This is a genomic window from Pseudomonas sp. GL-B-12 (assembly GCF_019955895.1).
GTDB lineage: Bacteria > Pseudomonadota > Gammaproteobacteria > Pseudomonadales > Pseudomonadaceae > Aquipseudomonas.
On sequence record NZ_JAHBCX010000020.1, the window covers coordinates 57,859 to 82,679 of the forward strand.

At 59.7% G+C, this 24,821-nt stretch carries 23 protein-coding genes and 1 pseudogene; 16 read left to right on the forward strand and 8 right to left on the reverse strand.

What is annotated here, in order from left to right; genetic code table 11:
• Position 1: 1 nt before the first annotated feature.
• The 6 genes from KGA85_RS12210 (at position 2) to KGA85_RS12235 (ending at position 6,307) form a co-directional block, all read left to right on the forward strand.
• Positions 2–1,240: a Zn-dependent hydrolase gene (locus tag KGA85_RS12210; RefSeq protein WP_223533491.1), complete on the forward strand. Its 1,239-nt coding sequence runs from the start codon at positions 2–4 to the stop codon at positions 1,238–1,240.
• A gap of 176 nt (positions 1,241–1,416) precedes the next feature.
• Complete coding sequence (locus tag KGA85_RS12215; RefSeq protein WP_223458395.1) at positions 1,417–2,745, forward strand: MFS transporter; 1,329 nt, start codon at positions 1,417–1,419, stop codon at positions 2,743–2,745.
• An 80-nt stretch (positions 2,746–2,825) separates the two neighbouring features.
• Positions 2,826–4,151, forward strand: coding sequence for an OprD family porin (locus KGA85_RS12220; protein ID WP_223458397.1), 1,326 nt, complete (start codon positions 2,826–2,828; stop codon positions 4,149–4,151).
• 59 nt (positions 4,152–4,210) lie between these two features.
• On the forward strand, positions 4,211–4,600 hold the full coding sequence (locus tag KGA85_RS12225; protein WP_007991063.1) for a RidA family protein: 390 nt from the start codon (positions 4,211–4,213) through the stop codon (positions 4,598–4,600).
• A gap of 3 nt (positions 4,601–4,603) precedes the next feature.
• The gene (locus KGA85_RS12230) at positions 4,604–5,221 is read left to right on the forward strand and encodes an RraA family protein (RefSeq protein ID WP_223533487.1); all 618 of its coding nucleotides are present in this window, start codon (positions 4,604–4,606) and stop codon (positions 5,219–5,221) included.
• Between the two features lie 264 nt (positions 5,222–5,485).
• Positions 5,486–6,307, forward strand: a complete 822-nt coding sequence (locus tag KGA85_RS12235; RefSeq protein WP_223533488.1) for a DeoR/GlpR family DNA-binding transcription regulator — start codon at positions 5,486–5,488, stop codon at positions 6,305–6,307.
• A 44-nt stretch (positions 6,308–6,351) separates the two neighbouring features.
• Here KGA85_RS12235 and otnI read toward each other — a convergent pair whose 3' ends face one another.
• The 5 genes from otnI to ltnD all read right to left on the reverse strand — a co-directional run bounded on the left by otnI (position 6,352) and on the right by ltnD (position 11,668).
• A complete protein-coding gene (otnI, locus tag KGA85_RS12240) occupies positions 6,352–7,143 on the reverse strand; it encodes a 2-oxo-tetronate isomerase (RefSeq protein ID WP_223458403.1) in 792 nt (263 codons plus the stop codon).
• A gap of 21 nt (positions 7,144–7,164) precedes the next feature.
• Entirely contained in the window at positions 7,165–8,625 is a 1,461-nt protein-coding gene (locus KGA85_RS12245) for an SLC13 family permease (RefSeq protein ID WP_223458405.1), read from the reverse strand.
• Positions 8,626–8,818: 193 nt separating this feature from the next.
• A complete protein-coding gene (locus KGA85_RS12250; protein WP_223458407.1) occupies positions 8,819–9,457 on the reverse strand; it encodes an aldolase in 639 nt (212 codons plus the stop codon).
• The gene (gene otnK, locus KGA85_RS12255; RefSeq protein WP_223543141.1) at positions 9,454–10,752 is read right to left on the reverse strand and encodes a 3-oxo-tetronate kinase; all 1,299 of its coding nucleotides are present in this window, start codon (positions 10,750–10,752) and stop codon (positions 9,454–9,456) included. The genes KGA85_RS12250 and otnK overlap by 4 nt, the downstream gene beginning before the upstream one ends.
• 10 nt (positions 10,753–10,762) lie before the next feature.
• Positions 10,763–11,668: an L-threonate dehydrogenase gene (gene ltnD, locus KGA85_RS12260; protein WP_263287552.1), complete on the reverse strand. Its 906-nt coding sequence runs from the start codon at positions 11,666–11,668 to the stop codon at positions 10,763–10,765.
• A 518-nt stretch (positions 11,669–12,186) separates the two neighbouring features.
• Between ltnD and KGA85_RS12265 the strand changes: the two genes are divergently transcribed.
• Genes KGA85_RS12265 through KGA85_RS12275 form a run of 3 tightly spaced genes read left to right on the forward strand, consistent with a single transcriptional unit; the run spans position 12,187 to position 15,222 of the window.
• Complete coding sequence (locus tag KGA85_RS12265; protein WP_223543142.1) at positions 12,187–13,506, forward strand: MFS transporter; 1,320 nt, start codon at positions 12,187–12,189, stop codon at positions 13,504–13,506.
• A gap of 24 nt (positions 13,507–13,530) precedes the next feature.
• Positions 13,531–14,283, forward strand: a complete 753-nt coding sequence (locus tag KGA85_RS12270) for an Asp/Glu racemase (RefSeq protein ID WP_317848738.1) — start codon at positions 13,531–13,533, stop codon at positions 14,281–14,283.
• 21 nt (positions 14,284–14,304) lie between these two features.
• Complete coding sequence (locus KGA85_RS12275) at positions 14,305–15,222, forward strand: LysR family transcriptional regulator (protein ID WP_223458418.1); 918 nt, start codon at positions 14,305–14,307, stop codon at positions 15,220–15,222.
• A 37-nt stretch (positions 15,223–15,259) separates the two neighbouring features.
• Here the strand turns inward: KGA85_RS12275 and KGA85_RS12280 are convergent, their stop codons facing one another.
• The gene (locus KGA85_RS12280; RefSeq protein ID WP_223543143.1) at positions 15,260–16,150 is read right to left on the reverse strand and encodes a LysR family transcriptional regulator; all 891 of its coding nucleotides are present in this window, start codon (positions 16,148–16,150) and stop codon (positions 15,260–15,262) included.
• A 180-nt stretch (positions 16,151–16,330) separates the two neighbouring features.
• Here KGA85_RS12280 and KGA85_RS12285 point away from each other — a divergent pair, with 180 nt between their 5' ends.
• Both KGA85_RS12285 and KGA85_RS12290 read left to right on the forward strand, forming a co-directional pair.
• Complete coding sequence (locus KGA85_RS12285) at positions 16,331–17,320, forward strand: zinc-dependent alcohol dehydrogenase family protein (RefSeq protein WP_223543144.1); 990 nt, start codon at positions 16,331–16,333, stop codon at positions 17,318–17,320.
• A gap of 248 nt (positions 17,321–17,568) precedes the next feature.
• Positions 17,569–18,669, forward strand: coding sequence for a Gfo/Idh/MocA family protein (locus tag KGA85_RS12290; protein ID WP_223543145.1), 1,101 nt, complete (start codon positions 17,569–17,571; stop codon positions 18,667–18,669).
• Positions 18,670–18,673: 4 nt separating this feature from the next.
• On the opposite strand, the gene KGA85_RS12295 is transcribed toward KGA85_RS12290, so the two are convergent.
• Complete coding sequence (locus tag KGA85_RS12295; RefSeq protein WP_223458422.1) at positions 18,674–19,558, reverse strand: LysR family transcriptional regulator; 885 nt, start codon at positions 19,556–19,558, stop codon at positions 18,674–18,676.
• Between the two features lie 147 nt (positions 19,559–19,705).
• On the opposite strand from KGA85_RS12295, the gene KGA85_RS12300 reads away from it, so the two are divergent.
• From KGA85_RS12300 to KGA85_RS12320, 5 genes are all read left to right on the forward strand, one after another.
• Positions 19,706–20,806 carry an alkene reductase gene (locus KGA85_RS12300; RefSeq protein WP_223458423.1) on the forward strand — a complete coding sequence of 367 codons (1,101 nt, stop codon included), beginning with the start codon at positions 19,706–19,708 and terminating at the stop codon, positions 20,804–20,806.
• Positions 20,807–20,957: 151 nt separating this feature from the next.
• Positions 20,958–21,869, forward strand: a complete 912-nt coding sequence (locus KGA85_RS12305; RefSeq protein WP_223537434.1) for a LysR family transcriptional regulator — start codon at positions 20,958–20,960, stop codon at positions 21,867–21,869.
• Positions 21,870–22,006: 137 nt separating this feature from the next.
• Positions 22,007–22,765, forward strand: a complete 759-nt coding sequence (locus KGA85_RS12310; RefSeq protein ID WP_223543146.1) for an SDR family oxidoreductase — start codon at positions 22,007–22,009, stop codon at positions 22,763–22,765.
• 68 nt (positions 22,766–22,833) lie between these two features.
• Positions 22,834–23,235, forward strand: a complete 402-nt coding sequence (locus KGA85_RS12315) for an ester cyclase (protein ID WP_223458426.1) — start codon at positions 22,834–22,836, stop codon at positions 23,233–23,235.
• Between the two features lie 208 nt (positions 23,236–23,443).
• Positions 23,444–24,616, forward strand: coding sequence for a DUF1624 domain-containing protein (locus KGA85_RS12320; protein ID WP_223543147.1), 1,173 nt, complete (start codon positions 23,444–23,446; stop codon positions 24,614–24,616).
• A gap of 47 nt (positions 24,617–24,663) precedes the next feature.
• Here KGA85_RS12320 and KGA85_RS12325 read toward each other — a convergent pair.
• Positions 24,664–24,821, reverse strand: a pseudogene (locus tag KGA85_RS12325) (LLM class flavin-dependent oxidoreductase); the annotation flags it as partial.

The window sequence follows — 24,821 nt, forward strand, 5'->3', positions numbered from 1 at the left end:
GATGAAAGTATCCAAGGTCAACGGTGAGCGCCTGTGGGGCAGCCTGATGGACATGGCCAAAGTTGGCGCCACCGAGCGTGGCGGCAACTGTCGCCTGGCCCTTTCCAGGGAAGACCTGGCTGGCCGCGAGTTGTTCATGGGCTGGTGCCGTGAGGCTGGCCTGAGTATCGCGCTCGACGCCATCGGCAACCTTTTCGCCCGACGCGAAGGCCAGGACAACGCCCTGCCGCCGATCGTCATGGGCAGCCACCTGGACACCCAGCCAAAAGGTGGCCGCTTCGATGGTATCTACGGCGTGCTGAGCGGCCTAGAAGTGGTGCGTTGCTTGAATGAACAAGGCATCGAAACCCGCCAGCCCATCGAAATCGCCGTGTGGACCAACGAGGAAGGTGCGCGCTTTACCCCGGCCATGTTCGGTTCGGCGGTGTTCACTGGCATTCTGCCGTTGCAAACCGCATTGGATGCCCGTGATGCCAATGGCATCAGTGTCGCTCAGGCCCTGGCCGATATAGGCCAGAGTGGTGAACTGCCCTTGCAGCGAGCCTTCGATTCTTACTTCGAAGCCCATATCGAACAGGGCCCAATCCTGGAAGATAACGGCCTGCCGGTGGGTGTCGTCACCGGTGGCCAGGCGATCTGCTGGCTGGATGTGCAGGTTGGCGGTGTCAGTGCCCATGCCGGCACCACACCCATGCCGCTGCGCAAGGACGCCCTGTTCGGTGTCGCGGAAATGGCCAGCGTGCTGGAATCCATCGCCAGAGACTTCGCACCCAAGGGGCTGGTCACGGTGGGCCAGCTGGAGATCGCCAAGTCATCGCGCAACACCATCCCCGGCCGGATCAACTTTACTGTCGATCTGCGCCACCACGAAGACCAACAGATTTCCGCAATGGAGCAAGCCGTATGCGAGCGCTTGCAAATCGTGGCCGACAAGCGCGGTTTGAGCCTGGCGATCAGTCGTCACTGGCTCAGCCCGGCGACACCCTTCGATGCCGATTGTGTGGCCGCTGTGCGTTCGGCGGTCCAGGCGCTGGGTTACCCCCATCAGGACATCGTCAGCGGTGCCGGGCATGACGCCATCCACCTCGCCGGGCATTGCCCGACCACGATGGTCTTCATTCCCTGTGTCGGTGGCCTGAGCCACAACGAAGCCGAAGATGCCCTGCCAGACGATGTCCGCATGGGCTGCGACGTGCTGCTCAATGCGGTACTGCGGCGAGCTCAGCACCTGAGCGACTGATTATGCAAGTAACACCGAACCTCTGAGGTCGCGTCATTCGCACGACCTCAGGGGCAGGGCCTGCTTGCGCCTGAAAAACAATAAAACCGATCTCCGGCCACAGCATCACCGTTACCCACACTGCCATCCAATAAATCAATCCACTGAGCCCGACGCTCAACTTGGAGAAAAAAGGCATGAACAGCTCCGCGTGCATACAGACCGCTACCCCGACGGTCGAACCCAGCGTCAACATGAAAAAAGTCGCCGTCGCCAGCGTCATTGGCACTACGGTGGAGTGGTACGACCTGTTTGTTTTCGCCACGGCTTCCGCCCTGGTGTTCAACAAGATTTTCTTCCCGGCGTTCGATGCCTTGATCGGCACCCTCCTGGCGTTCGGCACCTTTGCTTCGGCTTATGGCGCACGCATCGTCGGGGCTGCCTTGTTCGGCCACTATGGCGACAAGCTTGGGCGCAAATCGATGCTGCTGATTTCGCTATTGACCATGGGCGCGGCAACGTTTGCCATCGGTCTGTTACCGGATTACGCCAGCATTGGCATCTGGGCACCGATCCTGCTTTTAACCCTGCGGATCATTCAGGGCCTGGCCCTGGGCGGTGAATGGGGGGGTGCGGTGTTGATGGCCGTCGAGCATGCACCCGCCAACCAGCGTGGCTTGTATGGCTCATGGGTACAGATCGGCGTGCCGGCCGGTACCATGATTGCCAACCTGGCCTTCCTGGCGATCGCCTGGCTGCTGCCCGCTGAAGACATGCTTGCCTGGGGCTGGCGCATCCCGTTCCTGGCCAGCGCACTGCTGATTGCCGTGGGCCTGTACATCCGCCTCAACATCACCGAGACCCCTGCGTTCCACAAAGCCAAAACCTGTGAGCCACAAATCAAGCTGCCGCTGGCCGAAGTCTTCAGCAAATACTGGAAGCAAGTCCTGCTCGGCGGCGTGGCAACCATGTCGACCGGCGCATCTTTCAACATCATCGTTGCCTTCGGCCTGACCTATGGGACCCAGACCCTGGGCTTCAGTCGCACCATCATGCTCAGCGTGGTACTGGCCTCCTGCGCGCTGTGCATCGTGCTCTTGCCAGCCTTCGGTGCACTGTCTGACCGCTTCGGCCGCAAGCCGGTGATCATCGCCGGTATCGTCGGTGAAGCGCTGGTCGCCTTCCCGATGTTCTGGCTGATGGATACTCGCGAGCTGCCGCTGATGTTTCTCGGCTATGGCCTGTTGATGACCGCGTTCGCCGCCAACTACGGGCCCATCGCAACCTTCCTCGCCGAACTGTTCGGCACCCGTGTGCGTTACTCCGGCCTATCGGTGGCTTACATGCTTTCCGGGCTGCTGGGCAGCGCGGCCACGCCTATCGTGACCACGGCCCTGCTGGCGATGACTGGCAAAGGCTCGTCAGTGGCCTGGTACCTGATCGGCTCTGCGGTCATCTCTCTGATTGCCCTGTTGCTGCTGACCGAAACCTTCAAGCGCGACTTGAGCGCTGGGCGGGCTGAATAGCACCAAGTGACCCACAACAAGAATAAATCCACCTGCACTTGACCCTGCTGCCATTCACGCACCCTCTGGATTCGTACACCATGGAAAAAACCCTGCACCTTTTTGGCATGAGCGCCGGCGCTTGCCTTTTGACTCTGAGCCAGGTCGCTTCAGCCGATTTCATTAGCGACAGCAAGGCCACACTGGGTCTGCGTAACTTTTACTTCAACAACGACTACCGCGACCGGCCCGGCAGTGCCGGCCAGAGCAAGACCGAGGAGTGGGCGCAGGGACTCATGCTCAATTACACCTCCGGATTTACCGACGGCACCCTGGGGTTTGGTGTCGATGCGCTGGGGCTGGTGGGCCTGACTCTGGACAGCGGCCAAGGCCGCCATCGCGGCAGCTCGATGATCCCGACTGAAGGTGATGGCGCTGCCGATGAATGGAGCCGCCTGGGCGTGACCGCAAAAGCCCGTTTGAACAAGACCGAAATGCGTTACGGCACGCTGACGCCCAAGCTGCCGATCTTGGTCGCGAACGACGGTCGCCTGTTGCCACAGACCTTTGAAGGCGGCCAGATTACCAGCAGCGATCTCGACAAGCTGACCTTGACCGCTGGCCGTCTGGAGCACGCTACCGGGCGTGGCTCCAGTGATAGCACCGGGTTGGCGGTCAGCGGTGGGCGTCAGGAGAGCAACGAGTTTCTCTTCGCCGGTGCCGACTACAAAGTCACTAAAGACCTGACCGCCCAGTATTACCTGGCCAATCTCAAGGACTACTACACCCAGCACTTTTTCGGGCTGCAGCATGTGCTCGCACTGGGCGAAGGCCAGTCGTTGAAGACCGACCTGCGCTACTTCGATACATCTTCTGACGGCGCCAACAGCACGGCCAGCGGGCGGGCCGACGGTTTCCGGGTCGGTGGCTATAGCCGAAACGGTGCCGGTGAAATCGACAACCGCACCTGGAGCGCCCTCTTCACCTACAGCCTTGGTGGCCACGGGTTGACCGGCGGTTACCAGAGCGTTTCCGATGGCAGCAACTTCGTCCAGCTCAACCAGGGTTCCCTGGTGGACAAAGGGGCCGGTGGCGCAAGCCTGTATCTGTTCACCGACCGCATGCTCACCAGCTTCAACCGGGCCGGCGAACGCACCTGGTTCGGCCAATACGCCTATGACTTCGCCGCCTCTGGCGTACCGGGCCTTCGTGCGTCGATGGTTTATCTCAAAGGCAGCCAGATCAAGACCACTGTCGGCAGCGATCAGCAGGAATGGGAGCGTGACCTGGCCCTGGATTACGTGATCCAGGACGGTACGTTCACAGGCCTGGGTTTCGGTTGGCGCTATGGCGTTCTGCACTCCGAGGCCGACGCCAATCAGGACCAGAACCGCGTGTTCGTCAGCTACACCCTGGCATTGTTCTGATTCACCGGCCCGCCGCCCATGCCGGGTCGGCGGGCCTCTATTCTCAGCGAGGTTCATACATGAAACGCATCCAGGCAGCACCCGGCACAATCGGCCCGGTCGGTCCTTACTCCCAGGCAGTGGTCAGCGGCCATCTGGTGTTCACTGCCGGTCAAATACCCGCCACAGGCGGACTGGACCAGCAACCCGAAGGCTTCGAAGAGCAAGTGCGCCAGACCTTGCGCAACCTGGAAGCGATCCTGATCGCGGCGGGCTCGGACTTCGATCACGTGATCAAGGTTAACGGCTATCTCACCGATCCAGCTCAGCTGGAACCCTTCAACCGGGTCTATACCGAGGTACTCGGTCATGCGCCACCAGCACGCACCACGGTCTGCGTGGCACTCTGGGGGGTGGCACTGGAGATCGATTGCGTGGCCGAACTCATTGATTGCGCGCCGCAGAGGTAAGCCATGAACGCCTCTACTCAATTGCTTGAAAAGCTCCATCAGGTCAGCTTCGCCACCCTCGGGCATTTGCTTGAAGACGGCTTTGTCAGTAGCGAAATTCGTTCCATGCTGAGCGCCGTCAAAGTGGTAGGTCGCGCCGTGACGCTGAGCGTGATCAACGCCGATGCCATTGCTGTCAACCGCGCCTTGGCAAGCCTGCAAGACGGCGACGTGCTGGTGATCGACATGAACGGTGATCGACGTCACGCCTGTGTCGGCACGGTCACCGCCTGTGCGGCTCAAGCGCGAGGCGCCAGGGCCATCGTGGTCGATGGCCTGGTGACCGATATCCTTGAACTGCGCGAAGCCGGACTGCCCGTTTTCGCCCGTGGCACCAGCCTGCTGACCACCAAACTGCACGGCAACGCCGAGAGCCGCTTGAATGTCCCGGTGCAGTGCGGCGGGGTTCAGGTGAGCCCGGGTGATCTGGTGCTGGGCGACGATAACGGTTTACTGATTCTTGGCAGTCAGGCACTTGCCGCAGTCATCGACCAGGCACTGGCCAGTGATCGTGCAGAACCCGGTCTGCTGGAACGTCTTGAAGCCGGAGAGTCAATAGCATCCGTACTTCGTGTTGAATGATTGATCGCTGTGTAATGTAGCCAACGATTCCGGTGCCGCGCGTCATCATAGAGCGGGCGCCTGAATGGGTGAGACCTGTGTATGCGGCGAAGCGCGGAGTTCGTAGCCAGGGAGCTAATAGCTCTGGTTATGAACAGGTAGAAACAGGCGTTTTACGTAGGGGTAATGAGCTCGATGCCTCATCCCGCTACTGATCCAGCTGCAGATTCGCTACTATGGTTGCCCGCCTTCCTTGTCTGCGGATTTCTTCATTCTGGAGCCCGAATGCCTAGTCAAAAGGACATCGCCGCCGAAAGCGGCGCACCGATGATCCCTGAACAGCGCCGTGAATTGATGCTGCGACAGTTGCGCAAGCATCAGGTGCTGAGCGTTCATCAATTGATGGAAATGTTCGACTGTTCGCACATGACCATACGCCGCGACATTGCGTTGCTGGAGCAGGACGGTCGTGCTTACTCGGTAACGGGTGGAGTGCGGATCGCCAGCCAGCTGCACAGTGAGCCCAGCCATCAGATCAAGGCGGTGGTCGAGTTGCCGCAGAAGCAGGCCATGGCCAGGCTCGCCGCCCGGCTATTGCATGCCGACATGACGATTTACCTGGATGCGGGAACCAGCACGCTGGAAATCGTCCCCTACATCAAGGCGCTGTCCGGCATGACCGTGGTGACTAATGACTTCGGTATTGTCCAGGCACTGATCGAAGCCCCCCATGTCACGGTGATTCATACCGGCGGGCAGCTGGATCACTCCAATCAATCGTGCGTGGGTAGTCTGGCGGTTGCCACCTTGCGTCAGATCGTCACCGATATCGCGTTCATATCCACCAGTTCATGGGATTTGCGTCGCGGCCTCACCACCCCTTCGGCGCTGAAGGTTGAGGTCAAGCAAGCCGCGATGCAATCGGCTTCGCAAGTGGTGCTGGTGGCCAGCAGTTCGAAATACGGCACCTTCAGCATGTACAGGATCGCCGGGCTCGAGCAGTTCGACATCATCCTCAGTGACGACGCATTGACCCCTGCGGCGGCCGATGGCATCCGCAAGCAGGGTGTCGAACTGTTGCTGCCGGCTGACAGTACACCGGCGTGAAACGACGGGCTCCTGCATCCAGCGGAGCCCGTCGCCGCCCTCCTCTATAGCGCCTGGCGCGCTTTCCAGTCGCGCAACCACTGCAGGCCGGCAGACGTATTGCCCCGTGGCCGATATTCGCACCCTATCCAGCCGTCATAACCCAATTGGTCGATCAGCTCGAACAGATAGGGATAATTGACTTCCCCCAGGTCCGGTTCATGCCGGTCAGGCACGCCGGCGATCTGGATATGGCCGATACCATCGAAGTCGCGACGCAGTTTGGTCGCCAGGTCGCCCTCGACGATTTGGCAGTGGTAGCAGTCGAACTGAACCTTCAGGTTACTGGCGCCCACTTCCTTGCAGATGGCCTGGGCCTGATCCTGGCGGTTGAGGAAAAAGCCTGGCATGTCTCGTGTATTGATCGGTTCGAGCAATACGGTGACGCCTGCCTTGGCCGCCTGGGCGGTGGCGTAGGCGAGGTTTTCCAGGTACACGCCGTGATGCCGTGGGCGATCGCTTTCCGACGGCAACAGCCCGGCCATGACATGGATGCGCGAATTGCCCAGCACACCGGCGTAATCCAGAGCGCGATCAAAACCGCTACGGAATTCACCCTCCCGACCGGGCAACGACACCGTGCCCCGCTCCCCCGCAGCCCAATCACCGGGCGGCGCGTTGAACAGTGCCTGCACCAGGCCGTTGTCGCTCAAGCGTTGCTTGAGTTCTTCAGCGCGGTAGTCGTAGGGGAACAGATACTCCACCGCTTCGAAACCGTCAGAGGCAGCGGCGGCGAAGCGATCCAGAAACTCATGTTCCGGGTAGAGCATGCTGAGGTTGGCTGCAAAACGAGGCATGGTAGCTCCTGAGGTAAAGGGTTAGACAAAGGGCCAGATCAGCAGGGTAATACAGAAACCCAAGGTGCCGAGCAAGGTGGTCATCACCGTCCAGGTGCGCAGACCGTCGGCCACGTTCAGGCCTGACAGCTTGGTGAAGATCCAGTAACCGGCGTCATTGATATGGGACATGGCCAACCCGCCACCGCCCATGGCCAGGCACAGCAGAGCCATGTGGTTCGGGGTGAGATCGAGGGTCGCAATCAGCGGGCTGATGATGCCGGCAGTGGTCACCAGCGCCACCGTGGTCGAGCCCTGCACCGCGCGCAACAGCATGGTCAGCAGAAAGCCCAGGGCCAGCACCGGCAGACCGGTGGTGCGCAGCATGTCGGAGACCACGGCACCGATTCCGGTATCCACCAGCACCTTGCCGAACACACCGCCGGCACCGGCAATCAGAATCACCATGGCGACACCAGGCAAGGCCGAACCGATCACGTCGGACACCTGAGTGCGGCTCCAGCCCCGACGCGAACCCAGCAACCAGGCACACAGCAAGGTGTCGATCAGCAGCGCCACCAGCGGCGCACCGAGCACGGTCATGATGCCGCGCAGAGTCGATTCGGCAGGCAGCAACGAGGTAGACAGAGTCCCCAGCAGAATCAGAATGATCGGCAACAGGATCAGGCTGACGATCAGGCCAAAACCCGGTGCGGGGGCCGGCGGCAATTTGGAAACGATGCTGCTGGTCGACTCTTCCAGGCCCATATGCGACACGGCTTCAGCCGCTCGCTCAGCGTTGATGTCATTGCCATTGGACCAGGCGGCCAGATCCTCGTTGGTGACATGCGGACCATAGACCTCGGCACGAATATCGTCGGTCATCGGGTACGCCCGACGGGTCATGCGCCCGGCCACGCGGTAACCGACATAGCAAAGGAACGCGGTGATCGGCAACCCGAACATCAGCACGCGGCCCAGGTCCGCGCCCAATTGGCTGGCAGCGGCCACTGCACCCGGGTGCGGCGGCAGAAAGGCGTGTACGGTCAACAACGCCGCACACATCGGCAACGCAAACACCAACAACGGTTTGCGCGCACGCCGGGCAATACCATAGGCCAGCGGCATGAGGATGATCACACCGACCTCGAAGAATACCGGCACCCCGACCATGAAGCCGGCAATCGTCAATGCCAGGGGCGTACGCCGGTTGCCGAAACGGGTGATCAGCGTCTTGGCCAGCGCCTCGGCACCGCCGGAGAGCTCGATGATCCGCCCGATCATCGCGCCCAGGGCAATGATGATCGCGATATGGCCCAGGGTCTTGCCCATGCCGCCTTCGATGGTGGCGACCAGGTCGGACGGTTTCACCCCGGCCACCAGCGCCACCAGAATGCTCACCAGCATCAAGGCCACGAAGGGCTGGAACTTGTACTTGAGCACCAGGAACAACAACAGAGCGATGCCTGCCCCAGCGGTAATCATCAGGATTAACGGGCTCATTTCAGAAGCCCTCCACACCGGGTGAACGAAAGGATTCTTCTGAAAATGCCACAGTGAAGGCGAGTCATGCCTGGAATTCCTCTTGTTATTGTATTTTTAGGCAAGCCGGGGCCATCGAGAGTCGCTGAGCGTCTCCCGGACAGGGCCTGCGTTATCTATCTGTCATGTTCTATCGTGTTAAAAAATCAGCGCTCTACCAGTGCGCACCGAATGTCTCTCGCAACTCGTCCAGCGCCGCCTGATCGAGAGGATCGGGCTTGGGATTGCTCATCAGCCAGAGCCGCGCGGTTTCCTCGAGCTCTTCCAGGGCGTAGCTGGCCCTGGATACCGAACTCTCCCAGACCACCGGCCCCAGCCGTTCGAGCATCACGCCGCGAACGCTGTTGGCCAGCAGCGCGACCTGTTCGGCAACCTTCGGCGAGCCGGGTCGCTGGTAGGCGATCAACGGGATATGCCCGACTTTCATGACCTGATACGGCGTCAACGGCGGCAGAATGTCGTTCGCCTGCCAGACACCTGCGAGCGTCAACGCCACAAGGTGTGTGGAATGGGTATGCACCACACCACCGACGCCCGGGTTGCGGTCGTAGACCTGGCGATGCAACGCCAGAGTCTTTGAAGGCTTGTCACCGGACACCCATTCGCCGGCCAGATTGACCTTGGCGATGGTTGCCGGATCGAGGCGCCCGAGGCACACATCCGTCGGCGTGATCAACCAGCCGTCATCCAGGCGCGCGCTGATATTGCCGGCGCTGCCGACGGTATAACCGCGCTCATAAAGGCTGCGGCCGACCTCACAGATTTCTTCGCGCAGGGCGTTCTCGTTACTCATTGCGCATCTCCGACCTGGGCGAGTTGGTTCAAGGCTTTACTGAAGAAATCCCGGCCACCGAAGTTGCCCGACTTGAGTGCCAGCGCCAAAGGTTCCTCGGTACTGCTGACCGTCGCCGGTACACCCGGATCAATCTGCGCGCCGATCTGTAGCAACTGCACACCCAACGCCTGGACCACAGCACCTGAGGTTTCTCCGCCGGCGATCACGAAGCGGCGCACACCATTCTGGAGCAAGCCGTGGGCAATTTCGCCAAAGGCGTTTTCCACCAGGCTACCGGCCTGCTCGACGCCCAGTTGCTGTTGCACCAACTTGACCTCTTCCGGTGAACTGGTGGCGTAGATCAATACGGTTTGCTCGTTATCACGGGCGAAGGCCAAGGCTTGCGCCACCACCGGTTCCCCCGCCGCCAAGGCCAACGGATCAATCCGCAAAGCTGGCCGGCCGGCTTCGAGCCAGGCGGCCACTTGTCCATTGGTGGCGATCGAAGCACTACCGGCCAACACCACTTCCCCGCCGGACACCGCCGGAAGTTTCGAGGCGTCGAGATCGCGCAGTTTGCCGGCGCGACGGAAGTTTTCCGGCAGGCCCAGGGCCAGCCCCGAACCACCCGTCAATAACGGCAAATCAGCACAAGCGGTACCGAGGGTATACAGATCGCTGTCCGACAAGGCATCAGCGATGGCCATGCCGACACCTTGAGCCCTCAGCTCAGCGATTCGCGCCCGCACCTGCTCAGCGCCACGGGCAATCGTGTCGTAGCGCAACAGACCGACATTCAGGCGGGTCTGCGATTGCAGCACGCGAACCAGGTTGGCATCGGTCATCGGCGTCAACGGGTGGTTCTGCATGCCCGACTCGCTGAGCAGTTGATCCTGCACAAACAGATGGCCGCGAAAGATCGTCCGGCCATTTTCCGGGAACGCCGGGCACGCAAGGGTAAAGTCGCTACCCAGTGCGCCCAGCAGTGCTTCGCTGACCTGGCCGATATTGCCGGCCGCGGTGGAGTCGAACGTCGAGCAATACTTGAAAAAAATCTGCTCGCAGCCTTGTTCGCGCAGCCAGGCCAGCGCGGCGAGGGACTGCTCGACTGCTTCGGCGACCGGCGTGGTACGCGACTTCAAGGCAATGACGATCGCATCGGCATCAAGCCCGGCAGCCACTTCTGCGCTCGGAATGCCAATGCTTTGCACGGTGCGCATACCGCCGCGTACCAGCATGTTGGCAAGGTCCGTGGCGCCGGTGAAATCGTCGGCGATGCAGCCCAGCAGCGGGCGTGCGGTGGAGGTAGTCATGGGGTGTTCCTCAAACAGGCTCAGGCTTGGCAGTCGGCAATTCGATGCCCGGGAAAATCTTGATCACCGCCGAGTCGTCCTCACGACCGAAGCCGGCACTGGACGCCTGCATGAACATCTGGTGGGCGGTGGCCGACAGCGGCAGCGGGAATTTGCTGGCCCGGGCGGTATCCAGCACCAGGCCCAGGTCCTTGACGAAAATATCCACCGCGGACAACGGCGTGTAGTCAGCCTTTAGAATGTGCGGAACGCGGTTTTCGAACATCCAGGAATTACCGGCGCTGTGGGTGATCACCTCATACAGTGCATCGGCATCGACCCCTTCACGCAGGCCCAGCGCCATGGCTTCGGCAGAGGCGGCAATATGTACCCCAGCCAGCAGTTGATTGATGATCTTGACCTTCGAACCCAGGCCATGGACGTCACCCAGGCGATACACCTTGCCGGCCATGCCAGCCAGGATCGACTCAGCCTTGGCGTAGGCGTCGGCCGGGCCCGAGGTCATCATGGTCATCTCACCAGCGGCAGCCTTGGCCGCGCCACCGGAAATCGGTGCATCCAGATACAGCAGGCCCAACGCGGCCAGGCGCTGGCCCAGGTCCACCGCGTAAGTCGGAGCGACTGTGGCGCAGCCGATCACCAGGCTGCCCGGCCGCAGAGCGGCCACGGCACCACCCTCACCAAACAATACGGTCTCGGTCTGCTCGGCGTTGACCACCACGGTAATGATCACGTCACACTCGGCGGCCATGTGCGACGGTGACAGGCAAGCCACACCGCCCTCCCCGGCGAACTGCTCTGTTACGGCAGTGCGCACATCACAGGCATGCACATTAAAACCGCTGCGCAACAACGAGCGGGCAATGCCCAGCCCCATCGCGCCCAGACCGACCACACCGACATTCTTGTTATTCATGGGGTACTCCAGAGAAAAGCAGCGATTGCTTCCACGCCTGCAAGGCGCAGACGTTGGCCGCGTTGTGAATAGGGCAGCGGTAGACAGAATCAGCACCACGCGGATAAGCCTGCTGAGGGGCGCTGTGATTCAGGACGTGAGTCGGGATCTCATCGAACATCAAGGCAATCCTGTTTTTGTCGTGTTATCAGATTGTCATACCGGCTGATGGAGATCATCTACCAGTGATCAGATTATGTGAAGTATTTTTTACCAATAACATTTTTTAACACGGCTTTCGCCGCGCAGAAAAAACAAGTCGTGTGATGCCCACAACAGCACTGCCGGTGCAAAAGGCACAGCAGATGCTCCTGCACCTCCCCACTGTCATCGCCACCCGCGATGGCAGGCTCGTGAATGGCTGATATACGAACCGCTTTTACCTCTCCTAACATCGGTCGCACATGACCACTCCGGTGCCGATCACCTTTCGGCACACGGGCTCCAAGAATAAAAACGCAAACCCGCGAGGTTGAACCATGAAAACCCTAGCCGTCAGTTCCACGGCGCAAGCGTCTGTCGTCGACGGAGTCGGTCAACTGACCGCCAACCAGCGTTACGTGACGTTGGGGGGCTCCTGGGCCGCCTGGCTGTTTGACGCGCTGGATGCCACCATCTTTGGCTTTGTCCTCCTGGCGGTCGCCAAGACCTTCGCCGTCGGTCTGGGCGATGTGGTCTCCACGGTTGCCTGGTTTCTGCTGGCCACCGGCATCGGTGGTTTCTTCCTCGGCAACATTTCCGACAAGATCGGCCGCAAGAAAACCATGATGCTGTCGGTTTTCGTCTATGGCACCGGCACCTTGCTCTGTGCTTTTGCCGACAGCCTGTGGCAGCTCAATGTATTCCGCTTCTGCGTGGGCATCGCCGTCGGTGGCTTGTGGTCCGCCGCGGCGGCACTGGTGTCGGAGATCTGGCCTGCGGCCGGTCGCGCCAAGGCCTTTGCGGTGATGCAGACCGGCTGGTCGGGTGGTGGTCTGCTGGCAGCGATTTTCGCCTGGACGTTCCTCGATGGCGGGAATCCTGAATCCTGGAGAAACTTGTTCATCTATGCCTCGATCCCGGCGTATTTCACCCTGGTGTTCATCTGGCTGTTCGTCAAGGAATCGCCGGTGTGGCTGGCCAACCGCGAGTTCATGCGCCGTAACGCCGACAAAGGCCGGCTGATGGAAATCTTCCGTCCGCAGTATCTGAAAGTGACCTTGCTGGGCCTGAGCATTTCGGTACTGGGCATGTACGGCTACTGGATCATCACCACCTTCATGCCGGCTTACCTGCAGAGCATTCTGAACGTGCGTATCGATCAGGCTCCGGTGTTTGTCATCTGGATCGGCATCGGCGCCACCCTCGGTTACCTGGCCTACGGTTACCTGGCCGAAAGCATCGGTCGTCGCTTGTCGTTCGCGGTGTTTTTTGGCGGCATGGCGATCATGGTGCCGGTGTTTGCCTACTCGGCGACCTTGATGCCATTGACCGACGGCAAGCTGCTGTTCACCACCCAGAACGTCATCGCCCTCGGTTCGCTGGCCGCACTGCTGGGCTTCTTCACCGGTTATTTCAGCGGGTTCGGCGCCTGGTACTCGGAGTTGTTCCCGACCAGCATCCGTTCTACCGCGTCGGGTTTCTGTTTCAACTTCGGCCGGGTCGGCGCCATCGCCGGCATCAAGCTGGTCCCGGTGCTGATCCCGCTCATCGGCTTCACCGCCACCATTTCCCTTGCCTCCGTTTCCTACGTCATCGCCGCCGTCATGGTGTTCACGCTGCAGGAAACCAAAGGCGTTCAACTCACCAGCGGCAACTGACCCGACCGTTCAAAGGAAAAACCCATGAAAAATTTTCGCATCGGCCAAATCGTCCCCAGCTCCAACACGACGATGGAAACCGAAATTCCGGCCATGCTGACTTCGCGCTACGAACTGTTTCCCGAAGAGCATTTTACCTTTCACTCCTCACGCATGCGCATGATGCACGTCAGCCCCGAAGAGCTGAAAAAGATGGACATCGACAGCGACCGTTGCGCGCTGGAACTGAGCGATGCGCGAGTGGATGTCATGGCCTATGCCTGCCTGGTGGCGATCATGTGCCAGGGCGCGGGCTATCACCAAGTCTCGCAGGATCGCCTGAGTAAAACCGTGGCCTCCAATCAATCGACCGCTCCGGTACTCAGCTCCGCCGGTGCGCTGATCGATAGCCTGCACATGCTCGACTACAAGAAAGTCTCGATCATCACGCCGTACATGAAGCCGCTGACCCGGCAGGTCATCGACTACATCGAAGCGGCCGGAATCGAAGTGGTCGACTCCATCAGCCTGGAGGTTTCCGACAACCACGAAGTCGGGCGTCTGGACCCGATGAATCTGCTGGCTCACGCCGACAAGCTGAACATAGGCCAGGCCGATGGCGTGGTGTTGTCCTGCTGCGTGCAAATGCCGTCGCTACCCGCGATCCAGCTTGTCCAGGATCGTCTCGACAAACCGGTGCTGTCGGCATCGATCGCCACCGTTTACCAAATGTTGAAAACCCTTGGCCTCAAGGCGCAAGTGCCCAACGCCGGCCATCTGTTGTCCGGGGCGTTCTGAGCCAATGCCGGAGGAAGTACTATGCTGGCCATTCAGGCCAAACCGGTACTTCCCATGAAACTCGACCCGGTCTCGTTGCGACTCTTTGTCAGTGTCGTTGAAGAAGGCACCATTGCTGCCGCCGCCAAGCGCGAACACATCGCCGCGGCGGCGGTCAGCAAACGGCTCAGCGAGCTGGAAGAACTGCTCGACTCGAAACTGCTCAACCGCACCAACAAAGGCATCGCCCCGACCGATGCCGGTCTGTCGCTACTGTTCATGGCGCGCAGTGCATTGAACAACCTCAATGAAATCGTGGTGCAGATGCGTGACTACTCCCACGGCCGCCGTGGCTCGGTGCATGTCCTGGCCAATATTTCCGCCATCACCCAATTCCTCCCGGGCCTGATCAAGTCGTTCATGGAACTGTACCCACTGATCAACATCAGCCTCGAAGAAAAGCAAAGCCTGGCCATCACCAAGGCGGTGTCCGAAAATCGCACAGACATTGGCATCTTCACCCGTCTTCCGCACGGTGCCGATATCGAGGTTTTCCCGTTTCGTACCGATCGATTGGTGTTATTGGTTCCCCTTGGGCATCCGCTGGCGACACGCGGCTCCGTCAAATTCAGCGAAACCCTGGATCACGAATACATTGCCTTGCGCAGTGGTACTCATCTCAACTTTCAGTTGATCAAGGCGGCCAACGACCTGGGGCGTTCGCTGAAAATTCGCATGGAAGTCTCCAGCTACGACGCGCTATGCCTGATGGTTCAGGCCGGCCTGGGCATAGGCATCATGCCCGAGGGGAGCGCGGCGATTTACAAAATGGACGGTGCGAAGGCGATCAGGCTGGATGAGCCGTGGGCCACCCGCGAACTCAGCGTGTGCGTGAGATCGCGAGAGGCGTTGTCGGTCGCGGCGGGATTGTTCCTCGAGCACTTGCTCGAAAGGCAGTGAGCGATATCAGACTCAAGGGCTCGAAGGTGCAGATCGATCATGGATTTGGGCCAAACGCAGCACTGGCAAAGTCCAGAAAGCTTCGCAGCTTGGGAGTCAACCGACGGTCAGGCGCATATAAAAGGTTCATGGGTGAAACCGGCACCTCGTAGTGAGGCAATAGACTGACCAACGTCCCATCCCTCAGTGCATCCTTGACCAGTTCCAATGGCTGAAGCATCACACCCAATCCAGCGACGGCGGCTGCGAGTAGCGGATCGCCCTGATTAATCGTCAATCTGCTTGTAATTGGCACGTCTATACGCCCTTCTTTCCCGTCGAAACTCCAGTGCGAGCGCCCGTCGGAATACGCAAAGCCCAGGCATTCGTGCTGTTGCAGATCCCAGGGTGTAGTAATGCGAGGCCGGCGCGCCAGATAGGACGGCGCAGCACAGAGCACCATCTGGTAGGGTCTCAATGGCAACGCTTTCAAACCGCTGTCCGAAAGCTCACCTACCCGAAACACTACGTCATAGCCGTCTTCAACGAGATCTACAATCTCGTTTGATAACGTCAGGTCCACTGAGACCTGCGGATACTTGACCATGTACTCCAGCAGGCGCGGCGACAACGTACGCATACCGTATGTGACGGGTGCGTTAATTCTCAGTCGACCGCTTGGAACCCCCCGCGTCACGGCGGCCATGCTTTCTGCAGCGTCCATATCGGCAAGGATCATCTTTGCCCGTGGATAGAACGCGCGACCAAATTCGGTGAGGCTTTGTTTGCGAGTCGTTCGGTTAAGCAGCGACACCCCCAAATGCTGTTCGAGCATTTTCACCTGTTTACCTACCAGTTGCGGGGATAGATTGAGATCGTCCGCCGCCGCACTGAAGGAACCGAGTTGTACCGCTTTGACGAATGTGGCCATCTGGGTGAGACGATCCATTGGAAACCCATTGTTTCTAGTGTTGCGCCATCCTAGTCCTTTATCCGAGAGGGGGCCAAAGCCTATATTCGATTGCCATGACTCAGGCACGCTCATAAAGCCGAGCATTCCCTGGGTCCCGGCTTTCACTCAAATCAGGTCGGCATTCACCCCGGCCCCTTGATTACAACAGAGGTAACGATGGCCCGCATTGTCAGAATCCATGAGTACGGTGACGCAAGCGTCTTGAAGCTGGAAGCAGTCGATGTGCCTGCTCCAGGATCGGACGAGGTGCAAATTGAAGTAAAAGCCATAGGGCTGAACCGGGCGGAAGTCATGTTCCGCAACAATGCCTACCTGCAAGAGGCAGAATTTCCAAGTCGTCTGGGGTATGAAGCCGCCGGCGTTGTCGTCGCGGTCGGTACCGGCGTCACTGACTTCAAGGCAGGCGATGTTGTCAGCGTCATTCCGCCACTGGACATTGCACGCTGGGGCACTTATGGCGAATTGGCGAACGTGCCCGCCAACCTCACTGTCAAGCATCCCGAAAACCTGTCTTTTGAACAGGCCGCGGCCTCCTGGATGCAGTACGTTACAGCGTGGGGTGCATTGGTCGAGCAGGCAAAACTGCAAAAAGGTGATTGTGTTCTGGTTACCGCAGCTTCCAGCAGCGTCGGCTTGGCTGCCTTTCAGATAGCCAGAATGGTGGGCGCCACCGCCGTCGCCGTTACCCGCACCCGGGCAAAGAAACAGGCGTTGCTGGATGCAGGTGCTGCACACGTCATTGTCAGCGAGGAAGAGGATATTGTCGAAGCGACAATGGCGCTGACCGGCGGATTGGGTGCCCGTGTCGTTTTCGATCCCATAGGCGGCCCCTCCTTCGTACCTCTCACCCAAAGCATGGCCAAGGGCGGAATCCTGCTCGAGTACGGTGCGTTGAGCCCGGAGCCCACGCCATTCCCATTGTTCACCGTATTGGGTAAAAGCCTGACCCTCAAGGGCTACCTCTATTCTGAAATCGTTTCCGACCCGGCGACCTTGTCGCGGGCCAAGGCGTTCATCCTGAATGGACTCGAATCGGGCGCGCTGCGGCCGATCATTGCCAAGACCTTTACACTGGATAGCATCCAAGAAGCGCACCGCTTTCTTGAAACCAACCAGCAGATCGGAAAGATCGTGGTGACCGTTTAACGTTTGCATCAGAACCGCGTATGGCCGGTTTGCTTCTCAAAACAGGAGAGATCCTGAAAGCGAAACAACCGGCCTCTCTCCGAGACATAGTGCAGCCCTGATGCGCAGTATTGCGGACACCAGCGTCCGAAGTGTTCGGATCTCTGGCGCATTTTTCCCGACTGCATCTCTTCCTACACTGGGTGACCGGGCTTCTTGTCCCGCCCGACAACGCAACCTTTCCCTTCAAACCAGGCTCAGGAGCTTCCATGACCCTGTCATCAAAAATTCGAGTGGGTCTCATTGGCGTCGGTAATTGGGCCGAGTACGGCCACTTGCCCGCCCTCCAGTTGCTTCCCGACTATGAGCTGACGGCAGTCCACAGTCGCAGTCCGGAAAAAGCCGCCGGGTTGGCACTGCGCCACGGCATCCGCTTTGCCCTCGATTCCGTGGAGGCTCTGGTCAACCATCCGGAAGTGGATCTGGTGCTCGTGCTCAACACGGCACCACAGCACGAGGCCACCGTACGGGCAGCCATCGCCGCCGGCAAAGATGTGTACTGTGAATGGCCGCTGACGCCCAGCAAGGCCGTGTCGCAGGAACTGATGGAACTTGCCGAGAAAGCTGGCGTTCGGCATATCGTCGGACTGCAGCGTCGACTGAACCCGGACTATCGCTACGTACGCGATCTGTTAAAGGATGGCTACATCGGGGAACTGCGTTCAGTACGGTTGCATATCAGCGTCGAATACTTCCAACGCGAACGCATCGCCGCCCTGTACTTCACCATCCCGCCGGAGAACTTCTCCAGCCTGCTTTCCATCTATGGCGGTCACTATTTCGATGCTGTGTTCAGCATGCTGGGCCATCCGCAGAGCATCAGTGCTCTGACTGTAAACCAGTTCCCGGAAGTGACGCTGATCGAGACAGGCGAGGTACTGAAACACACAACGGCTGACCAGATCCTGGTCAACGGTACCTTCTCCAACGGGGCTGTGCTGACGGTCCATATCGAAGCGGGGAAACGCAACAACCATGGCATACAGTTGGACCTGACCGGCACCCAGGGCGATCTCAAGATCTGGAACACCACCAGTTTTGGCGACCACTTCAATACCATCGAAGCGGCCCAGGGCGACTCGCAACCCATGCATACACTCACGGTGCCGTCGAGTTACAACTGGCTGCCGGAGAATGACCTGGGCGGCAGCCAGCAGGAACTGGCCAACCTGTATGCCGCCTACGCCAGGGATGTGCGCGACGGCACCCACGTTGCACCTACCATGGCGGATGCCATGCGCATGCACGAATTGATCGATGCCATCGAAATCTCCAACCGCGACGGCGTGCGCCTGAAGCTGCAGGCGTAAACGATCAGATGCGCAAGTGCGCACTCATGTAGTCAATGAATACGCGCAACTTGGGCGAGGCATAACGGTTGGCTGGCCACAGCATCCAGAAGACGACCTGGCGGTCTATGTAGTCGTCCAGCACTGTGACCAGCTGGCCGCTTTCCAACGCTTCGCGTACCAGGAAAGCAGGCAGAAAAGCAATCCCCCTGCCCTGGATTGCGGAGTAGGCAAGAGGCTCGATCGTGTTCGACGTCATCGTGGCGGGCAGCACCAATTCAGCCTCGGAGGCTTCGAGCCGCAGCGGCCAACGCTCCAGCTTTCCCGTCGCGGGGAACTTGTGCTGCAGGCATGAATGGCGTTCCAGTTCACGCGGATAAGTGGGTACACCATGCCGCTTGAGATACGTCGGCGACGCCACCAGCACATGTGCGCAGGAACCCAGGCGACGCGCAGTTAAGCGAGAATCGGTTTGCTCGCCGGTGCGAATCACCGCGTCGAACCCCTCCTCGATCACATCGACCATGCGGTCGCAAAAATCGATATCCAGTTCGACTTCCGGATACTGCTCCATGAACCCGTCAAAGGCCGGCATCATCAGGTCGCCCAGTAGCGGAGTGCCCACGCGAAGTCGCCCCCGTGGACTGCCAGCCAGGCCTGACAGCTCGGACTCGGCAGCGGTGACCTCGCTGAGGATGCGGCGGCAGCGCTCAAGGAACAGGGTCCCCTCGGCCGTCAGCGTGATGCTGCGTGTGCTGCGATGAAACAGCCGCACATGCAAGCGCTCCTCCATCCGCGCAATGGTTTTGCCCACGGTCGAGGATGACACCCCCAACTGGCGGGCGGACTCGGTAAAGCTGCGCGTTTCGGCAACCTGCACGAACATCGAGATGCCATTCAGACTTTCCATCACTTTTCCTGCCTGCTCCGATAGAACCCCACCAACAAGGCGGGATTACGGAAAAAACATCCGAAATGTTCGGCATCGCGGGATATTTTTCTCCGCGAACTTTACGCCTACATTGGCCCCATCCCACCACTGATAGGTATCGTTGTCATGTCCAAACTGCATACGAGCATCCAGATAGGTCCACACCAGATTTCCCATCGCGTCGTTCTGGCGCCACTTACCCGTATGCGTGCCGAGCCGGGCGCCATCCCTGGCCAGTTGATGGCCGAGTACTACGCCCAGCGTACCACCGCCGGTGGCCTGTTGATCGGCGAAGCGACTATCGCCGCAGCCAATGGCAATGGCTACCTCGGTGCTCCCGGTTTGTATGACGACAGCCAGATCGCCGGCTGGAAGCTCGTGACCGATGCGGTTCATGCCAAGGGCGGCAAAATCTTTCTGCAGCTCTATCATGCGGGGCGCCAGTCCAATAGCCTCCTGCAGCCGGGCGGCGCCCAGCCGGTGGCCCCTTCCGTCGTGGACCACGGCGGCCTCGCCTTCACCGAGACCGGCTGGACCCCCGGCAGCCCGCCGCGCGAACTGACCATCGCGGAAATCCGCGGGCTGGTGGAGAGCTTCCGCGCCGCGGCCGAACGCGGTATCGCAGCCGGATTCGACGGCGTGGAGTTGCACTCGGCCAACGGCTACCTGTTCGATCAATTCCTCCAGGACGGCAGCAACAAACGTACGGATATCTACGGTGGCTCGTTCGAGAACCGCAGCCGTTTCCTGCTCGAAGCGGTAAAGGCGGTGATCTCCGTCTGGGGCAGCAATCGGGTGGCGGTGCGTCTGGGGCCGAGCGGCAATTTCGGCGACATGTCCGACAGCGACCCCATTGGCCTGTTCACCTATGTCGCGCGCGAGCTGAACAAGCTGGACCTCGCCTATCTGCACCTGATCGAGCCGCGCATCCTGGGTGTCGCCGAAGACGAGCGCCGGGATCAGAATCCGGTGGCGTCCCAACTCATCCGCCAGCACTACAAGGGCACCCTGATCGCGGCGGGCGGTTTCTCCGGTGAATCGGCCAACGCGATCCTTGAGGCCGGCGATGCAGACCTGGTCGCGTTCGGCCGCCACTTCATCGCCAACCCTGACTTGCCCGAGCGCCTGCGCAATGGCTGGCCGCTGAACCCGTACGACCGCGAGTCGTTCTTCGGCGGCACGGAAGTGGGTTACACGGACTATCCTTTCCATACCGAAGTTGCGTGATCATTTGCACCACTGGTAGCTGGGGTCATAGTGCCCCAGCTACCTACCCTCAAAAAAAACACTCACCCAAGCAGCGATGCGCCAGCTTACTGCCCGTTTCACCGTAGCTTCTGCCAGCGGGTGCATTCTGACTGTTGGATGGAGCTAACCCATGAAGGACCTTTTCTCCTACAGGCTTTTCACAAGGGTGGCGCGACTGGGCAGCTTTTCGGCTGCGGCACGCGAAGTGGGTCTTTCTCAATCCCAGGTCTCCAGGATTGTCGCCGAGCTCGAAACCGATCTCGGCACCCTGCTGCTGGCGAGATCGACACGTGCCGTCGTACCGACCGAGGCAGGGGCGGACTTTCTCTCGCGCATGGAACCTATCCTCGCCGCGGTGGAAGAAGCCGAGCAAAGCGTTCGCGGGGGCCAGGAGCTGCGCGGGGTCGTGCGGATCAGCATGCCAACGAGCATCGCTGTAAGGGAAATCATTCCGCGCATAGCGCCGTTCGCGGCGATACACCCCAACCTGCATATCCAGGTCCTGCTTGCCGATCATTGGCAGGATCTGGTGCGCGAAAATATCGATGTAGCGATAAGGTTGGGACGGCTGGTGGATTCCAGTGCAACAAGCCGTCAGATCATGACGATCTCCAGATACATTCTCGCCTCACCGTCCTACTTGCGCGCCGCTGGGGAGCCAACTACGCCTGAAGACCTGCAATCACATCGAATCATCGCCGGTCCAGCCTCGACAGTCCCAAGTGGATGGATGTTCAAACGCGATGGCGAGACCAGGACGATTCAGCTCGAGGCGCACTTCTCGACCGACGAAAACGAGGGCGCTGTCGCGGCGGCAACTGCCGGCTTGGGGATCACCTCGACAACGGCCTGGGCGTGCCGGCGGGAGCTTGAAAGCGGTGAACTCGTCGCGCTGCTCACCGATTGGAAAACCGAATCCGTACCTGTGCATGCCTACTTCCCCCACGGCTCGCGAACCCGCAGGGCCGGCCGCGCCCTGATCGAACATCTTGTCGCCAGCCTGCTTGACGATGCCGGCGGTGCTTATGCATCCGACGCATAGAAGATAGCCGGCCACAGCGTCTACTCCGATCCTGCCGAAGCTGCCAATTTAGCGCCATACCCCGCGACGCAGCGGTCGAGCTGATCGACCTGGCAGCGTGGCGGACGCCCTGACTTTTTCGTTCAAGGAAATCCCTCATGCGCATGACTGGCAACACGATCTTCATCACTGGCGGCGGATCCGGCATTGGCCAGGGCCTGGCCGAAGCCTTCCACAAGCTGGGCAATAAAGTGATCATCTCCGGACGCCGCAAGGAGCGACTGCAGCAGACGCTCGACGCCAACCCCGGCATGGCCGCCATCGAACTCGACATCAACGACACGACCAGCATCCAGTCAGCAGCGCAACAGCTCATCGCCAATTACCCTGAGCTCAACGTGCTGATCAACAATGCCGGGATCATGCTGCTCGATCATGCAGAAGGTCCGGTGGACGATGAGCTTGCCGTCTCGACCGTCACCACCAACCTGCTGGGTCCGATCCGCATGAGCTCGGCGCTGGTCGAGCATCTGAAGGCCAAGCCGGATGCGGTCATCGTCAACGTCTCCTCGGTACTCGGCTTCGTACCCATGGCCGTGACGGCGGTCTACTCGGCGACCAAGGCAGCGTTGCACTCCTACACCTTGTCGCAGCGCTATCTGCTGCGCGAACACGGCGTCCAACTGGTCGAGATCGCACCACCCTGGGTACGCACCGAGTTGCTCGACAGCAGCGAGGAAGAGCGCGCCATTCCCCTCGACCAGTTCATTGCCGGCGCCATGGCGCAATTCGAGAGCGGCGTGGACGAAATCCTGGTCGCGCCCGCTGAAGCCATGCGCGCCAATCCTGGTCCGAACGAGCACGCCTGGGTGAACGCGTTCAACGACATGATTGCAAACGGACCGGCTTTCGGCTGAGTCCACAAGGCGATATTGGGCGGCCCTACAGCCGCCCTCCCCTTTACTTTGTTAGCAGGAAACCGACCATGACTTCACTCACCCCCGCCGAGAACAAGGCCATCGTCCTCGAAGGCTTCGCAACCCTGTTCAATCGCAAGGATCTGGCTGCGGCCGAACGCTACTGGTCGCCCTCCTATATCCAGCACAGTGCCCATGTACCCCCTGGTCGCGAGGGTCTGTTCGAACTGGTCGCCGCAGGAGCGCCCGATTTGCGTTACGAATGCCAACTGGCAGTCGCTGAAGGCGACTTCGTCATGTTGCACGGTCGCTTCACTGGCATCGGCCAGCCGGCGAACTGGGTCGTGGTCGATATCCTGCGCCTTGAGGACGGCGTGATGGTCGAACACTGGGATGTGATTCAGGACGAGGCCACACGTGACGGTTCCGCCGGCGGGTACCCTATGTTTGGGGATCAGTTCCCAGGCTGATGCTCCATTAAACAGTTCAAGGAGTTCAGGCCGAACTCAGGCGACGCTCGATTGCGGGACGCATTCCTTGAGTTGAAGGCGTCTCTGTAGACAGCTATCAACGCAATCAGGCGGTCGCCCTTGGTTGATTTGTTATGTTATAACTAATGCAAGCGTGCACTGTCAGTCGCCACTGGCAGAGCCATCCATTCCCAGCTTGCGACATTCGATGACAACTTCTACTCACATCCCACCCATCACACGCTTGAACCAACGCCTGCTGTCCATCGATGCCCTGAGGGGATTGGTAATCCTCCTTATGCTGTTGGATCACGTGCGCGAAACGTTCTTTTTGCACCGTCAGGTAGCAGACCCGATGGACATCGGCTCCACTGAGCCAGCGCTATTTTTCAGCCGCACACTTGCCCATTTGTGTGCGCCGGTTTTCATACTGCTCACCGGACTTTCCGCTTACCTGTATGGCCAAAAGCACCAGGGCAAGGGCGATGTGTCAGCCTTTTTATTCAAGCGCGGTCTGTTCCTGGTACTGCTGGAGTTCACCCTGGTGAATTTCGCCTGGACATTTCAGTTCCCGCCTACGGCGATTTACATGCAAGTGATTTGGGCCATTGGCATCTGCATGATTGCCCTGGCCGGACTGGTCTGGTTACCCAGGCCCATTCTGTGCTGCCTGGGCCTGGTGATCGTGGCCGGGCACAACCTGCTGGATAATGTGCACTTCGCGACAGGCTCGCCCATGCATATACCTTGGGCGATTCTGCATGATCGCGGCTGGATCGATTTCTCCGACGGCTTGCGTCTGCGCACCTCGTATCCTGTACTGCCGTGGATCGGTGTGATCGCTCTTGGGTACAGCATCGGCCCCTGGTTTGCTGGCCAGATTTTGGCCGCAGAGCGTCAACGTACTCTGCTGCTTGCAGGGGCCGGGACACTGATCGGATTTGTCGCACTGCGAGCCGTCAATGATTATGGCGAGGCGCATTGGGTCGCCCATGAAGGCATCACGCAAACCCTCATGAGCTGCTTCAACATTACGAAATACCCACCCTCCCTGCTGTTCCTTTCGCTGACCTTGGGCATGGGCCTGTTACTGCTTCGTGCCCTGGAACGGGCTCAACAACGCAAGTGGGTCAATGTATTGGCAGTCTTTGGCGCGGCGCCGATGTTCTTCTACTTGCTCCACCTTTACGTACTCAAGGCGCTGTATTTGGTCAGCGTGGCGTTGTTCGGATTGAACCAAGGCAATTTTTTCGGTTACGACAGCATTGGGGCTGTGTGGCTGACGGCGGTGCTCTTGGCTTTATCCCTGTATTTACCCGTGCGCTGGTTCGCGGAATTGAAGGCACGCCGTCGCGATATCAGATGGCTCAAATACTTTTGATCAGGACATTTGCTCAATAAAGGGGCGCCCTGGAGAGCCCCTTTTTTTCAAAATGCCCCGTCCTGAAAACCTTTATCAAAGCGGAATGAGGCGCCGTAGGCAGAATCCGGTAAATGGTTAGCGCCATCGTCCCGTAACCGCGAACGGAAAGTACCGCTCTGTGGTTCAGTACGATACAAGCCACGCTTTTGCAGTTCAGGAATGA